The sequence below is a fragment of the Leifsonia sp. NPDC058230 genome, from assembly GCF_042882245.1.
Taxonomy (GTDB): Bacteria; Actinomycetota; Actinomycetes; order Actinomycetales; family Microbacteriaceae; genus Leifsonia.
This window is the reverse complement of the sequence record NZ_JBHVWM010000003.1, coordinates 14,982-29,614: the sequence shown is the minus strand read 5'-3', so window position 1 is coordinate 29,614 and position 14,633 is coordinate 14,982. Positions and strand designations below refer to the sequence as shown.

Below are 14,633 nucleotides of genomic sequence, written 5' to 3'. Positions count from 1 at the left end.
CTTACCTATGCGATTCCGAGGAGCGACAGGTAGGCGCCCCACACTGTATTGCCGAAAAGAATTCCGATCCAGGCGCCCGCGAGCATCCAGGGACCGAAGGGGATACCGCTCTTGCGGCCGGCGCGACGCGACGCGACGAGAGCAAGGGCGAACAGTCCGCCCAGCAGGAAGGCCGCGAAGGCTCCCACGATGAGTGCGCCCCACCCGACGTAGCCGAGGAAGAGACCGAGCACGCCGGCGAGTTTGACGTCGCCGAGGCCCATTCCTCCTGGATAGGCGAACGCCATGACCAGGTACGCGACGAACAGCGCAACCGCACCGATCGCTGCTCGGAGCAGCGCGCCCCCGTCGGCGTCGATGGCGCCGGCCGTGCCGAGCAGCACTGCGCCGACGAGATAGGCAGGCAGGACGATCGAGTTCGGAAGACGCTTGACGTCCAGGTCGATCAGGGCGAGCGCGACGCTCACGCCGGCGAGATAGAGGAATGCGATGAGCTCGAGGATCGAAGCGATCAATGCCGGGGTGGAGGTAGCAGTCAGGATCTCCGGTAGACGCCAGAACGCGACGACCGCGAAGAACACGCTTGTCGCAGCCTCGACGAGCGGATACCGCTTCGAGATGGGAGTGCGGCAGTCGCGGCACTTGCCCCGCAGTGCCAGCCAGGAGAGAACGGGGATGTTGTCCCACGGCCGGATCGCATTGCCGCACTGCGGGCACGCGCTCGGCGGCGACACGATGGAAGCGCCGATCGGGACCCGGTAGACCACGACGTTGAGAAAGGAGCCGATGAGGAGGCCGAGCACGCCGACGGTCACGATCCCGAAAACGGTGGCCCAGAGAGCAGGGATGATGTCGATCATGGGATGGGCGTCCCGTCTGGCGAGAATGCCGTCTTGACCTCGACGAGCACGTTGACGCCATAGGTCGTCGACACCGGTGACAGGAACTTCGGCGGTGCGATATTGCGCAGGCGGGGGTCGTAGACGTACTGCTTCGTGTATCCGGTGGTGCCGTTCCCGGTTCCGACCGTTCCGCGGAACTTCTGGGCGATGGCTCCGGTCACCTGCAGCTGGCCGCGGTATCCCCCGGTTGTGTAGTTCTGCACCTGGAAGGCATGCGCGACCGAGAGGATCGCCGCCTCGATCTTGCGACCGTTGTTGTTCAGGAGCGATTTGCCTGATGAATCGACAGGGTTCCACACCCAAACCGCACCTGTTCCGACGAGCCCGAGGATGTCGTCCTGCGGGTCCTCCCGAACGAGGTCACCGGTCACATACACGTAGTGCGAGGCGGCGACGGTGATCGCGGCGTCGACAGTGCCCTGAACGAACACGTCGCCGGCCTGGCAGTCGTACGACTTGCCCATCGCCGTATCGTTGGGTACGTCTTCGTTCGTCCGGGGGAAATCGAGGCCGTTGCCCGCGTCGGTCGAGGTCTGCCCGACGCACTTGAACGAGTTGTTGTTCGGTGACTTGTTGGATGCCCAGTAGTTGGGGTCGGTCGACACCGTCTTGACCACACCTTGCACGTAGACGAGGTTGTGATCGAGGATCTTGTTGGTGATGGTGATGGTCTGACCGTTCGCGCCCGAAAGAGTGTTCGCGTTTGCGCTCAGCGACTTGTTCGGATCACCCGGTGTCCCGCAGTCGGCAGGTGCGCTGCCACCTGTCGGCGGGTCGCCGACGATCTGCGTCTTCTTCGTCCAGGGCGAGCGAACGGTCATGGTCCCGTCCGAGTTGAATTTGATCGTCGTCGGACCGGTGTAGAGGCAGCCCGGTCGCTGTACCGTCTGCGGCAGATCTGTACGCGTCTCCTGAATCATCTTCGAGTTCGTCGCCGGCATGCCGATCGGCTTCGCGTAGCCGACGCTGAGCGGTGCACCGACGCCGTCGGTCGGCGTATAGGTGGGCGAGCATCCGATGGTCGTGTAGCGCACGCCGTTCTTGAGGGTCGTGTTCGACGAGGTGACGGTCTGATCGAACTTGCCGCCGCAGATGTCGAGGGTGTCGTTCGAGTGCAGCGGCCCCTTGATCTCGTCGGCCTTGACGAACTGGATGACGCAGTTCGACGGTCGCGCGGACGACAGCTCCCAGGCGTGGGCGACCGTGCACCCCGTGCTCGAGTTGATGTCGGGGTCGAGCATCTCGTAGTCGGTGAAGTAGAGGAAGTCGATGAAACCCTGCTGCTTGAGGTCGGCGACGATGGTGCGGGTGACGTTGCCGACCTTGCCGGTCGAGCGAAGGCGCAGGATGCCGGTGGACGAGTACTTGGAGTTGTCGACCTCGTAGCGATAGAACGCGCGATTCGCGCCACCCACCGTGTCATTGCTTCCGGCGATCGATGCCCACGTTCCGGTCGGACCGACGCCGAAAGCCGGGTTGGCGAACGCCGTGGGCGGGAGTGTGACGGAGTTTCCGGGAACGTCTTTGCCGAACAACGCCGCGGGGTTGCCGTACTGAACATACGAGTAGTCGTTGGCGAGCCGGCTCTGGTAGTCGCCGATCCCCGCATACGCGGCAGAGATCGCGCCCGCCCAATCCTGGTCGTTGGTGGCCTTCGTGATCCCCGAGATAGCGACGCTCGTGACCGAGGTGACCAGGAGGATCATCACAGCGCCGATACCGACGACCATCGCCATCGCGAGGCCATCGTCACCGTTCTTCCGCCGCAGGCGGCGGAACCAGAAGTCGCGCATCACGAACCCGTTCCTGGTCGGGACAAGCCGAGATTCGGCATCCCCACCGTGTTCTGCAAGGTGATCGCCGGCAAGTTCGAGCCAGCGGACTGGACCTGAAGGGTCACCCGGATCGACCGAATCGACAGGAGGGTCGTCGCATCCTGGATTCCGTTCGCCGGCACTTGGATCGTGTCTCCCGTGGCAGTGAAGTAGGTGAAGAGCACCGATCCGGGAACGACCGAGTCGCTGAGGATCCGATCGGGCTGGGCTATCGCGTTGAAGGTCCAGTGGTTGTTCGTCAGGCCGGTCGCCGAGTACTTTCTTTCGACGAGCTGGTTCTGCGCGTTGACGAGGAACCGGACCTTGACCGGTGTCTCGCTCGACGAGTCGAGGTTCACGTATGCGTAGAGCGCGACCGACCTGGTCGACGTCCAGCCCGGATCGCCGATGATCGCGGGGTCGTTCGGGTAGACCCCGACCGCAGGGTTCTGCAGCGGGTTCTCCGTCGCCGCGCGGATCATGCGGGCCATCTCGTTCATCCCGTCGGAGGCCGAGCGGGTGTCCTGATTGATCTTGTTGTTCTCCGACGAGCCGCGCGAGACGCTCACGAACATGGCGAGCACGACCGCCGAGACAAGGCTGAAGAGGAAGACCACGACAGTGATCTCGACCAGGGTGATGCCCTGCTCGTCGGCGGCGAGCCGGCGGGCGCGGGAGCGGAGTAGCGACCGGATCATTGGATCACCCGAGGATCGATGGTGAAGACACCGGGCGTGACGACATTGACCGGGCTCCCCGACGGAAGCGCGATCTGAGTCAGGGGAACCACCGAGGTCTTGGCGCCGGAACTGCTTCCCGAGTAGAGGATCCAACTGCCGAACGGGAGCGCGAGATTGACGTTGCTGGTGCTGACCTTGGTCGTGAAGGTGTACGTCATCGGAACAGCGCATCCCGGGTCACCGGTCAGGGGGTCGGCGGTCGCGGACACCGCTGTCAGGAATTTGCCCGACATGTTGGAGACGTTCACGACGCCCATCCGCACATTGACGGTGTCGGGGTCACCTGGCTGTGTGGCGACGTGCTGGTCGTCCAGCCGCTGACCGACGACGCCCGCCAGGTTCGGAGTCTTCCACTGTCCAGGATCAGGCGAGATGCAATCGGGCGCCTTGGCGCCGCCCGGCGTGAGCGATGGGGCCACGTAGGTTCCCGCGAACACGTCGTACCCACCAGTGAACGGATGCAGCAGATACGGGACCGTTTTCGACACCGGAACGGTGACGGGCGTCGAATAGATTGAATTCTCACTGGCCCAGTTGACGACCAGGTTGCTCGGGAACCAGATCCCGGAAGTGCCCACGTTCCCGGCGAAGACGGCGCTGATATTGCTCGCCTTGTCGAATTGGAAGTCGGCCTCCACCGAGTCGCCCGCGACGACCGGCTTGGTCTGGGTCTCGGTCGTCTTCTGCTTCTCGTTCACGTAGTTGCCGGCCGTGGTGCTGATCTTGACGTCGTAGTTGCCCGGAGGTACCTTCAGCGCGTAGCTGCAGCCTTGGACGTCCGTCGCGGCCGGGCCGGGAATGACGGGCTGAGCGCCGTTGGGGTTCACAGCGGCCGGAGTCACCGAGACGGTGATCCCGGGAATGCCCGCACCACTGACACCCGTGACGGAGACCAGGATCGTTCCCATCGACGGGTCGTTGATTCGGCCGTTCGGGGCGATCAGGGTGTCCGCCTGCACTTCGGGAATGACCTGGCTGCGACCCTGCCAGTCGACGCGCACATTCACGTGCTTGTACTGGAGGGCGCCGTCGGCGGTGCCGCAGGCGCCGTCGCCGCCGCCGGTGGTGACCCAGGCCACGGAACGGGTGATGGTGTATCTCAGCCCGTCGACGACGACGTCGGTCTGAGCGGGGACGATGGTCATCACGTCGTTGATGGAGCGGGCGACGTCGATGTCTTGAGCTGCGAGGTTCGCGGCGACTTCACGCGAACGGGAGTCTTTGGTGAGGGTGAGGCTGCTGGTGAGAGCCGCGGCGACGCCGACGGCGATGATCATGAAGATCATCATTGCGACCATGACCTCGATGATGGTGAATCCTGCCTCGCGGTCGGCGGGCTGGTTCAGACGGGCACGGAGCGAGTTCACGATTCACCTCCTCGGGTGTTGGGAATCGATGGTGGTGCGGGTGGAGCTGGGTGTGTGGCGGGGCTCTGACGACGGGTCGGGTGTGCCGCCAGGGCCTTTTACGCCTCAGGTGGGGCGCCGCTTGTGCGACGCCCCACCTTCGGATTGGTGGAGAAGTACTACTTCTTGGTGAACACGCCTGCGGCGGAACAGGTGCCTTCAGCGACGCCGGTGGAATCGCTGGCGCCGAATGTCGCGCCGGTCACGCTCTTCGCCTCGATGCAGAAGGAGTTGGAAGTACCGGTCAGGGTGGGGATGTCGCCTGCAGCGGAGTAGTTCGGGTCACCATTCGTGCCGGTGGCCGGAGCCGTGTATCCGTAGGTCGAGAGATCTTCGGTGGCTGACGGGAATGCGCCGTTCTTAGCCGTCGAGAACGCGACCACTGCGGTCTTGTAGTTCGAGATGTCGGACTTGACTGCGCTGTCCTTCGCGCTGTTCTGGATGCCCAGGTAGACCGGGATGGCGATCGCGGCGAGGATGCCGATGATGATCACAACGACGAGAAGTTCGATGAGCGTGAAGCCCTTCTCGTCCTGTTCGAGGAGTCCCTTGCGGCGAGCGTTCAGTTTGCCCATGAGTCGGAAGTACATTGCGGTGTCCATTCAGTCGGGTGCGGGTGTTGCGGTCGGGATGAACGGCTGCGAGCTTTCCGTTCGGTGCTTGATGCTATTTGCCAGAAGATTCCCGGCAGAATCCCACGTGTGGGGGTGTTTTTGTTCAGTTGTTACCCCAGTTAGAGGGAGGAAATGCGCAACACGTGCCCAGGTTGGGGGCGTTTTACTTGACGAGCGTGGCAATCTGGAAGATCGGCATGTAGAGCGCCACGACCATCCCGCCGATGACGACGCCGAGGAAAGCGATCATCAACGGCTCGATCATGGCGGTCAGCTGCTCCGTCGCAGACTCGACCTCCTGGTCGTAGAAATCGGCGATCTTGTCGAGCATCATCTCGAGCGAGCCGGAGTCTTCGCCCACGGCGATCATCTGGATCACCATCGCTGGGAAGACGGGCTGGTTCGCCAGCGGAGCCGCGATGGATTCGCCCTGTCGCACCGATTCGGCGACCTTGACGAGTGCATCCTCGATGACCCAGTTCCCGCTCGTCTCACCGACGATTCTGAGCGCTTGGAGGATGGGTACGCCGGAGCCGATCATGTTCGAGAAATTGCGACTGAAGCGCGCGACGGCGATCTTCTTCAGCAGCGGCCCGAACACCGGCAGCTTCAGCTTGATCGGATCTATTCGCCGGCGGACCTTCTCTTCATTCTTGTTCCGGCCCCACCAGATGGCCACGACGACGATGATGATGATCAGTGTCGGAGCCAGCCACACCATCGCGTGCGAGAGCACGACGAGGATCTGGGTCGGAAGCGGCAGCTGCCCGCCCATCTGGGAGAACATCTTCTCGAAGACGGGCACGATGAACAGCAGCATGGCGATGACGGCGACCAGCGACATGATCAAGACGATCACCGGATAGGTCAGCGCCGACTTGATCGTCCCCCGCAGCTTGACTTCCTTCTCGAAGTTCGTCGCGATGGACTCCAGCGATTGATCGAGGAAGCCGCCGGTCTCGCCGGCGCGCACCATGTTGATCATCAACGGCGGGAACACTTCCCCGTGTTTACGCATCGAGTCCGAGATCGAGACGCCCGTCTCGACGTCGTCGCGCACCGTGCCCAGGATCTTCGCGAGCTTCTTGTTCTCCGTCTGCTCGGCCAGGATGTTGAGCGTACGCAGCAGGGAGAGCCCCGACCCGATCATGGTCGCCATCTGACGGCTCATAATGGCGAGGTCCTTCAGCTTGACGCCGGAACCGAAACTGATGTTGAGGTCGCGATTGAGCCCCGTGCCCTCGGCCGCCTCGTTGATCGACACAGGCGACAGCCCCATGGTGCGGAGCCGTGAGGCGACCGCGGACTCGCTGGGCGCATCCACCCGCCCTTTGACGATCTTGCCTTCGGCGTCGCGCCCCTTGTAGGCGTACGCGGTCGGTCCAGCCATGGGTTACCTCACCATTCCTGAGAAGTTGTCGCCGAAGTCGGGCCCGCTGGCCGCGATGGCGCGCGCTGACGCCTCGGTGGGCGACTCGACGCGCTGGATGAGACGGTGGATGCCCTCGACGTCGTGCGCCTTCTCGAGGGCGGCCCTGCGGGTGATCGTGCCGTTGTTGACCAGGTCGGCCAGATGCTGGTCCATCGTGTGCATCCCGGAGTCGCGGCCCGCCTGCATCATGGACGCGATCTGGTAGGTCTTGCCTTCGCGGATGAGGTTGGCGATGGCCGGGGTCATCATCAGTACCTCGGTGGCCACGGCCCGACCCTTGCCGGATGCGCGTTTGATGAGGGTCTGGCAGACGACTCCCTGCAGGGTGGCGGCGAGCTGGGCGCGCACCTGGTCCTGCTGGTGGGGCGGGAAGACGTCGATGACGCGGTCGATCGTCTGCGGCGCATCCTGGGTGTGCAGGGTCGCGAAGACGAGGTGGCCGGTCTCGGCAGCGGTGAGGGCGACGGAGATCGTCTCCAGGTCGCGGAGCTCACCGATGAGGATGACGTCGGGGTCCTGGCGCAGCACGTGCTTGAGCGCATTGTTGAAGCTGTGAGTGTCATGGCCGACTTCGCGCTGGTTGACGATCGACTGCTTGTGCACGTGCATGAACTCGATCGGGTCCTCGACCGTCACGATGTGGTCGGCGCGGGTGCTGTTGACCAGGTCGATGAGGGCGGCGAGGGTGGTCGACTTGCCGGAGCCCGTCGGGCCGGTGACCAGCACCAGACCTCGGGGCAGCTGCGAGAATCCGCCGATGCTCTCGGGCACGCCGAGTTCGCGCAGCTGCTTGATCTCGGTGGGGATGAGACGGAACGCCGCGCCGACAGAACCGCGCTGCTGGTAGAGGTTCACGCGGAAGCGGGAGTTCGCCGAGATGGTGAACGCGAAGTCGAGTTCGAGCTCCCTCTGGAACACCTCGAGCTGACGCGGGGTCAGGAGGCTGGTGAGGGCGGCGAAGGTGCGCTGCGTGTTCCACGGCTCCGTGGACCCGGCGGCCGTGAGAGAGCCGTCGATGCGGACCATCGGGGCGGCGCCCACCGTGACGTGGAGGTCGGAAGCCCGCTGGTAGACGACCTCGCGCAGGGCGGCGACGAGTTCGGGGTCGGCCTTCTGCAGCGCCTCGCGCTCGGCCGGCGACAACGTCTCGTCGATGGGCACGGCGGGGCGGGATGCGGGTTGCTCGGCCGGCGCGCCGACCTCCGCGATCTGCGCGGCACGGCGACCCTCCGGCACGAGACGCGGGCCGGCGAGCGCGGCCGCGGCGGGGGCGGGAGCCAGAACGGGAGCCGGTTCGGGGACGGTCGGCGAGAACACGGGAGGCTCGAACGCCGGCTCGAAAGCCGGCTCGAATACCGGCGTCGCCGCCGGTGCCGGCACCGTCGCGGTGGGCCCGGTCAGGCCGAACCGTGCGGCGATCCCTTCACGCGGAGCGGCGGCCACCGGAGCCGGCTCCGGGATCGGCACCGGCGTTCCCGGCGCCCACCCGTCGGCCGCGGATCCCGGCGGAATCACCGGGATCTCGTAGACGGGCTTCGCCTGCGGCGCTCCCCACTGCTGACCGTTCGCTGCGTCCGTGTCCATGCGCCCTCCTAGGCGACCACTCTGAGGATTTCTTCGACCGAGGTGAGGCCGAGCTTGGCTTTCTCCCAACCGTCCTGCCGCAGGGTGAGCATCCCCTGCTCCTGTGCAGTCCGGGCGATCTCGGCGCTCGAGGCGCGGGTGACGGCGAGGCGTTCGATCTCCTCGGTCACCGCCATGACCTCGTGCACGGCGATGCGGCCGCGGTAACCGGTGTTGGAGCAGGTGGCGCACCCGACAGGCGCGTACACGACGGGCATCTCCGCCTCGTCGAGACCGAACCGCAGGTGCCGCAGCTCCGCGCCCGAGTACTGCGCGGGCTGCTTGCAGCGGTCGCAGAGCCGGCGGGCCAGACGCTGGGCGACCACGCAGTCGAGCGCAGACCCGACGAGGAACGGCTCGATGTCCATCTCGGTGAGACGGGTGACCGCGCTCGGCGCATCGTTGGTGTGCAGGGTCGAGAGCACGAGGTGGCCGGTGAGGGAGGCTTCGATCGCGATCTGTGCGGTCTCGTGGTCGCGGATCTCGCCGAGGAGGACCACATCCGGGTCGCTCCGCAGGATCGAGCGCAGCGCGCTGGCGAAGGTGAGCCCCGCCTTCGGGTTGACCTGCACCTGGTTGATGCCGGGCATCCGGTACTCCACCGGGTCTTCGACGGTGATCACGTTGATCTCCGGGCGGGCGACCGCGTTGAGCGTCGTGTACAGGGTCGTCGACTTGCCGGATCCGGTGGGACCGGTGACCAGGATCATCCCGTACGGCTTCGAATACGAAGTGCGGTAGGTCTCGAAGTTGCGCTCGAGCAGATTCAGGTCGCGCAGTGTCATGCCGGTGTTGGTGTTGTCGAGGATGCGCATGACGACCTTCTCGCCCCACACCGTCGGCAGCGTGGCGACGCGCAGGTCGATCTGCCGGCCGCCGTGCACGACCGACATGCGGCCGTCCTGCGGCTTGCGGCGCTCGGCGATGTCGATGTCGCTCATGATCTTGAGGCGGGAGATGACGCCGTTCTGGATGCTCTTGGGCGCGCTCTGCATCGCGTGCAGCACACCGTCGATGCGGTACCGCACCCGCACGTCGTGCTCCGCCGGCTCGATGTGGATGTCGGAGGCGTGATCCTGGATGGCCTGGCTGACCAGCAGGTTCACGAAGCGCACGATCGGTGCGTCGTCCTCGGCGTCGCCGCCGATGCTGAGGTTGACGTCCTCGGAGGGGGCGTTCTCCTCCTCGAGCGTGGTCGTCAAGTCGCTGAGCTCGTCGTCGGCGCGGATGTAGCGGTCGATCGCTGCGAGCAGGTCGGCGCTCTCCGCCACTGCGGGTGCGATCTGCATGCGGGCTGCCGCCCGGACGTCGTCGACGGCGAACACGTTGCCCGGGTCCGCCATGGCCAGGATGACCGCGCCGTCGGCGAATCCGATGGGAAGCACCATGTGCCGGCGGCAGATGGCGCCGTTGACGAGGGAGACGGCCGTGCGGTCGACCGGGTAGTCGACGAGTTCGACGAACGGGATGCCGGCCTGCGCTGCACGCGCCTTCGCCAGCTGCACCTCGGTGATCGCGCCGCGAGACAGGAGTTCGCGAACGGCCGCATCGTCGGCGGCGGGCTCGCTGGTCACCGCATCGAGGTACTCGATGGGCAGATGGCCATGAAGAATCAGAATCTCGGTCATAGAGGCCACGGGGGTACCTCCTCGGGCAAGGACGATGCCGAGGGTCGGGTCTCGGCACGGTGCAGCGGGGGTGGAACGTTGCTTCTTCGGGTGGAAGCGTTGTCACACTATGCGCAGGCGTCACTGCCGCACATCCCCCGTTTCCGGTGCCACGCGCACGGGGGTCAAGCGATGAGGCGCGCCGAGAATCGACGAAAACCGTCAATTCGGGGTCGTCTCGGCTCTCGTGACGCCCCTCGGCATCAGGCCGAGCTCGTCAGCGGCGCGGGATGTCGGCGCGGCGGCTCGCGAGATAGACGAGCACGCCGGCGACGACCGCGGACCCCATCGTCGTCAGCCAGAACGGCAGGGTCGTGGCCGCCAGGCCGGTGGATGCGCGCACCACGCCGACCACGAACGACACGACCGCGACGACCAGCAGCACGCCCGCGGCGCCGACCATCGCTCGTCCTGCGGTGTCGGTGTATTCGAGGAGCTGGCGCCACATGGTCCCCATTCTCCCGCATCCGGAACCAGGGCCCGACCACCGCGGGAGAACGAGAACGGCCCCCGGAGCCGAAGCGCCGGGGGCCGTTCTGGTACGGGTGACCTAGTTGTAGGTTCCCGGGGTGTAGTCGTCAGAGCTGAAGCTGTCGAAGTCGACGAAGCTCAGGTCGTTCTCGCTGAAGGCCGAGTCGTCGGCGAAGATGCGGTTCGGGTAACGCTCCGCCTTCGCCTCCTCGGTGGCTTCGACCGTGACATTGCGGTACCGAGGCAGGCCGGTACCGGCCGGGATCAGCTTTCCGATGATCACGTTCTCCTTCAGACCGATCAGCGGGTCGGACTTGCCCTCCATGGCCGCCTGCGTCAGAACGCGGGTGGTCTCCTGGAAGGACGCGGCCGACAGCCACGACTCGGTTGCGAGCGACGCCTTGGTGATACCCATGACCTCCTGGCGAGCAGACGCGGTCTTCTTGCCCTCGGTCAGAGCGGCACGGTTGACCTCGTTGTACTTCGAGCGGTCGACCAGCTCGCCGGGCAGCAGGTCGGTGTCGCCGTGCTCGACGACGGTGACCTTGCGCAGCATCTGGCGGACGATGACCTCGATGTGCTTGTCGTGGATCGGCACACCCTGCGAGCGGTACACGCCCTGCACACCACCGACGAGGTGCTTCTGCACCTCGCGGACACCCTTGACTCGAAGAACTTCCTTCGGGTCGACGGCGCCGACGATGATCTGCTGGCCGAGCTCGACGTGCTGACCGTCCTCGACGAGGAGGGTCGAACGCTTGAGCACGGGGTAGGCGTGCGGCTCGTCACCGCTGTCGGGGGTCAGGATCACCTTGCGGCTACGATCCGTGTCCTCGATGGTGATGCGGCCGGCGGCCTCGGCGATCGGGGACGCACCCTTGGGGGTACGGGCCTCGAACAGCTCCTGCACGCGGGGCAGACCCTGCGTGATGTCGTCGGCGGAGGCGGAACCACCCGTGTGGAAGGTACGCATCGTGAGCTGGGTTCCCGGCTCACCGATCGACTGGGCCGCGATGATGCCGACGGCCTCGCCGATGTCGACGAGCTTGCCCGTGGCGAGCGAGCGGCCGTAGCAGGCAGCACACACACCGACGGCCGACTCACACGTCAGAACCGAGCGAACCTTGATGTCGGTGACGCCGGCAGCGACCAGGCGGTCGATGAGCACGTCTCCGACGTCGTCTCCGGCCTTCGCCACGACGGTGCCCTCGGGGGACACTGCGTCGGCGGCGAGCGTACGGGCGAACACCGAGTTCTCGACGTTGGCGTCGCGAACCAGCACTCCGTCGGCACCGGCGGCAGCGATCGGCAGATCGAGGCCCTTGGTGGTGCCGCAGTCGTCCTCACGGATGATGACGTCTTGCGAGACATCCACCAGACGACGGGTCAGGTAACCCGAGTCGGCGGTACGGAGGGCCGTGTCGGCCAGACCCTTGCGGGCACCGTGCGTCGCGATGAAGTACTCCGCCACCGACAGACCCTCGCGGTACGAGGAGATGATCGGGCGGGGGATGATCTCACCCTTCGGGTTGTTCACCAGACCACGCATACCGGCGATGTTGCGAACCTGCAGCCAGTTACCACGGGCGCCCGACGTGACCATGCGGTTGATGGTGTTGTCGGCCGGGAAGTTGGCGCGCATGGCCTCGGCGACCTCGTTGGTCGCCTCGGTCCAGATCTTCACCAGTTCCTGACGACGCTCGAGGTCGGTCGTGAGACCCTTCTCGAACTCGGCGGTGACCTTGGCGGCCTTCTTCTCGTAGCCCGCCACGATCTGCGGCTTGTTCGGCGGCGTGAGGATGTCGCTCAGCGACACCGTCACACCGGACCGGGTGGCCCAGTAGAAACCGGCGTCCTTGATGCGGTCCAGCGCAGCCGCGACCTCGACCTTCGGGTAGCGCTCGGCGAGCGCGTTCACGATGCCGGAGATCACGCCCTTGTCGGCGACCTCTTCCACGTACGGGTAGTCCGCCGGAAGCGTCTCGTTGAAGAGCGCGCGACCGAGGGTCGTCTCGACGATGGCGGTGACGCCCTCGACGCCCTTGTCAGCGGCGTCGGACGGCACGTAGTCGTTCAGACGGATCTTGACCTTGGCGTTGAGGTGCAGCGAACCCTGGTCCTTGGCGAGGATCGCCTCGGAGACCGACGAGAACGCACGGCCTTCACCCTCGGCGCCTTCGCGCACGGTGGTGAGGTGGTGCAGACCGATGATCATGTCCTGCGAGGGCAGGGTGACCGGACGGCCGTCCGACGGCTTCAGGATGTTGTTCGAGGCGAGCATCAGGATGCGGGCCTCGGCCTGGGCCTCGACCGAGAGCGGCAGGTGCACAGCCATCTGGTCGCCGTCGAAGTCTGCGTTGAACGCAGCACACACGAGCGGGTGCAGCTGGATGGCCTTGCCCTCGACGAGCTGAGGCTCGAAGGCCTGGATGCCGAGACGGTGCAGGGTCGGTGCGCGGTTCAGCAGAACGGGACGCTCGCGGATGATCTCCTCGAGCACATCCCACACCTGCGGGCGCGAACGCTCGACCATGCGCTTGGCTGCCTTGATGTTCTGAGCGTGGCTCAGGTCGATCAGGCGCTTGATCACGAACGGCTTGAAGAGCTCCAGAGCCATCTGCTTGGGCAGACCGCACTGGTGCAGCTTCAGCTGCGGGCCGACGATGATGACCGAACGGCCCGAGTAGTCGACTCGCTTGCCGAGCAGGTTCTGGCGGAAGCGACCCTGCTTTCCCTTGAGCATGTCGCTCAGGGACTTGAGGGCGCGGTTGCCGGTGCCGGTGACGGGGCGACCGCGGCGGCCGTTGTCGAACAGCGCGTCGACGGCCTCCTGCAGCATCCGCTTCTCGTTGTTCACGATGATCTCGGGAGCCCCGAGGTCGAGCAGACGGCGCAGACGGTTGTTGCGGTTGATCACGCGGCGGTACAGGTCGTTCAGGTCGCTCGTCGCGAAACGGCCACCGTCGAGCTGCACCATCGGGCGGAGCTCCGGCGGGATGACCGGGACGACGTCGAGCACCATCGCAGCCGGCGAGTTGCCGGTGGCGAGGAACGACGAGACGACGCGCAGGCGCTTGATGGCGCGGATCTTCTTCTGACCCTTGCCGTTGGCGATCTGGTCGCGCAGCAGCTCGGCTTCGGCCGCGAGGTCGAAGGAGAGCAGGCGGCGCTTGATCGCCTCGGCGCCCATGTACGCCTCGAAGTACAGGCCGAAGCGGTCGACGAGCTCGTTGAAGTCCGCGTCCTCCGGCTTGAGGTCGCCGACCTTGAGGGTGCGGAACGACTCCCACACACGCTCGAGACGGGCGATGTCCTCGTCGTAGGACTTGCGGATCTGGCCCATTTCCTTCTCGGCCGTGTCCTTGACGCGACGCTTCTGGTCGGCCTTGGCGCCTTCCTCCTCCAGTGCGGCGAGGTCGGTCTCCAGGCGCTGCAGACGGTCCGCGATGCGGGCGTCGCGCTGGTCGGACAGCGTCTTGATCTCGAGGCGGAGCTCGTTCTCGAGGCCGGGCATGTCGGCGTGACGGCCCTCCTCATCGACCTCGATCACCATGTAGGCGGCGAAGTAGATGACCTTCTCGAGGTCCTTCGGCGCCATGTCGAGCAGGTAGCCGAGACGGGACGGAACACCCTTGAAGTACCAGATGTGGGTCACGGGAGCGGCGAGCTCGATGTGGCCCATGCGCTCGCGGCGCACGGAGGACTTGGTGACCTCCACGCCACAGCGCTCACAGACGATGCCCTTGAAGCGCACGCGCTTGTACTTGCCGCACGAGCACTCCCAGTCACGGCTCGGCCCGAAGATCTGCTCTCCGAAGAGGCCGTCCTTCTCGGGCTTCAGCGTGCGGTAGTTGATGGTCTCGGGCTTCTTGACCTCGCCGTACGACCAACGACGGATGTCGTCAGCAGTGGCCAGGCCGATACGCAGTTCATCGAACGTTGTTGCGTCGATCAATTTTCCTTC

General features: G+C 65.5%; 10 protein-coding genes. All 10 read right to left on the bottom strand.

Annotated elements, in window-relative coordinates:
- Positions 1-5: 5 nt before the first annotated feature.
- Positions 6-860, bottom strand: coding sequence for a prepilin peptidase (locus ACFVV0_RS09895; RefSeq protein ID WP_387061882.1), 855 nt, complete (start codon positions 858-860; stop codon positions 6-8).
- Positions 857-2,695 (bottom strand): hypothetical protein, encoded by a 1,839-nt coding sequence (locus ACFVV0_RS09890; protein WP_387063513.1) that lies wholly within the window; start codon positions 2,693-2,695, stop codon positions 857-859. The genes ACFVV0_RS09895 and ACFVV0_RS09890 overlap by 4 nt, the downstream gene beginning before the upstream one ends.
- Complete coding sequence (locus ACFVV0_RS09885) at positions 2,695-3,414, bottom strand: type II secretion system protein J (protein WP_387061879.1); 720 nt, start codon at positions 3,412-3,414, stop codon at positions 2,695-2,697. Before ACFVV0_RS09885 ends, ACFVV0_RS09890 begins: the two co-directional genes overlap by 1 nt.
- The gene (locus ACFVV0_RS09880) at positions 3,411-4,823 is read right to left on the bottom strand and encodes a prepilin-type N-terminal cleavage/methylation domain-containing protein (protein WP_387061876.1); all 1,413 of its coding nucleotides are present in this window, start codon (positions 4,821-4,823) and stop codon (positions 3,411-3,413) included. Before ACFVV0_RS09880 ends, ACFVV0_RS09885 begins: the two co-directional genes overlap by 4 nt.
- Positions 4,824-4,981: 158 nt before the next feature.
- Positions 4,982-5,452: a type II secretion system protein gene (locus ACFVV0_RS09875; RefSeq protein ID WP_387061873.1), complete on the bottom strand. Its 471-nt coding sequence runs from the start codon at positions 5,450-5,452 to the stop codon at positions 4,982-4,984.
- A gap of 187 nt (positions 5,453-5,639) precedes the next feature.
- The gene (locus tag ACFVV0_RS09870; RefSeq protein WP_387061870.1) at positions 5,640-6,866 is read right to left on the bottom strand and encodes a type II secretion system F family protein; all 1,227 of its coding nucleotides are present in this window, start codon (positions 6,864-6,866) and stop codon (positions 5,640-5,642) included.
- 3 nt (positions 6,867-6,869) lie between these two features.
- Positions 6,870-8,492: a type IV pilus twitching motility protein PilT gene (locus tag ACFVV0_RS09865; RefSeq protein WP_387061868.1), complete on the bottom strand. Its 1,623-nt coding sequence runs from the start codon at positions 8,490-8,492 to the stop codon at positions 6,870-6,872.
- Positions 8,493-8,500: 8 nt separating this feature from the next.
- Positions 8,501-10,168, bottom strand: a complete 1,668-nt coding sequence (locus ACFVV0_RS09860; RefSeq protein ID WP_387061866.1) for a GspE/PulE family protein — start codon at positions 10,166-10,168, stop codon at positions 8,501-8,503.
- Positions 10,169-10,415: 247 nt separating this feature from the next.
- Complete coding sequence (locus ACFVV0_RS09855; RefSeq protein ID WP_387061864.1) at positions 10,416-10,646, bottom strand: hypothetical protein; 231 nt, start codon at positions 10,644-10,646, stop codon at positions 10,416-10,418.
- A 102-nt stretch (positions 10,647-10,748) separates the two neighbouring features.
- Positions 10,749-14,624, bottom strand: coding sequence for a DNA-directed RNA polymerase subunit beta' (locus ACFVV0_RS09850; protein WP_387061862.1), 3,876 nt, complete (start codon positions 14,622-14,624; stop codon positions 10,749-10,751).
- Positions 14,625-14,633 lie beyond the last annotated feature (9 nt).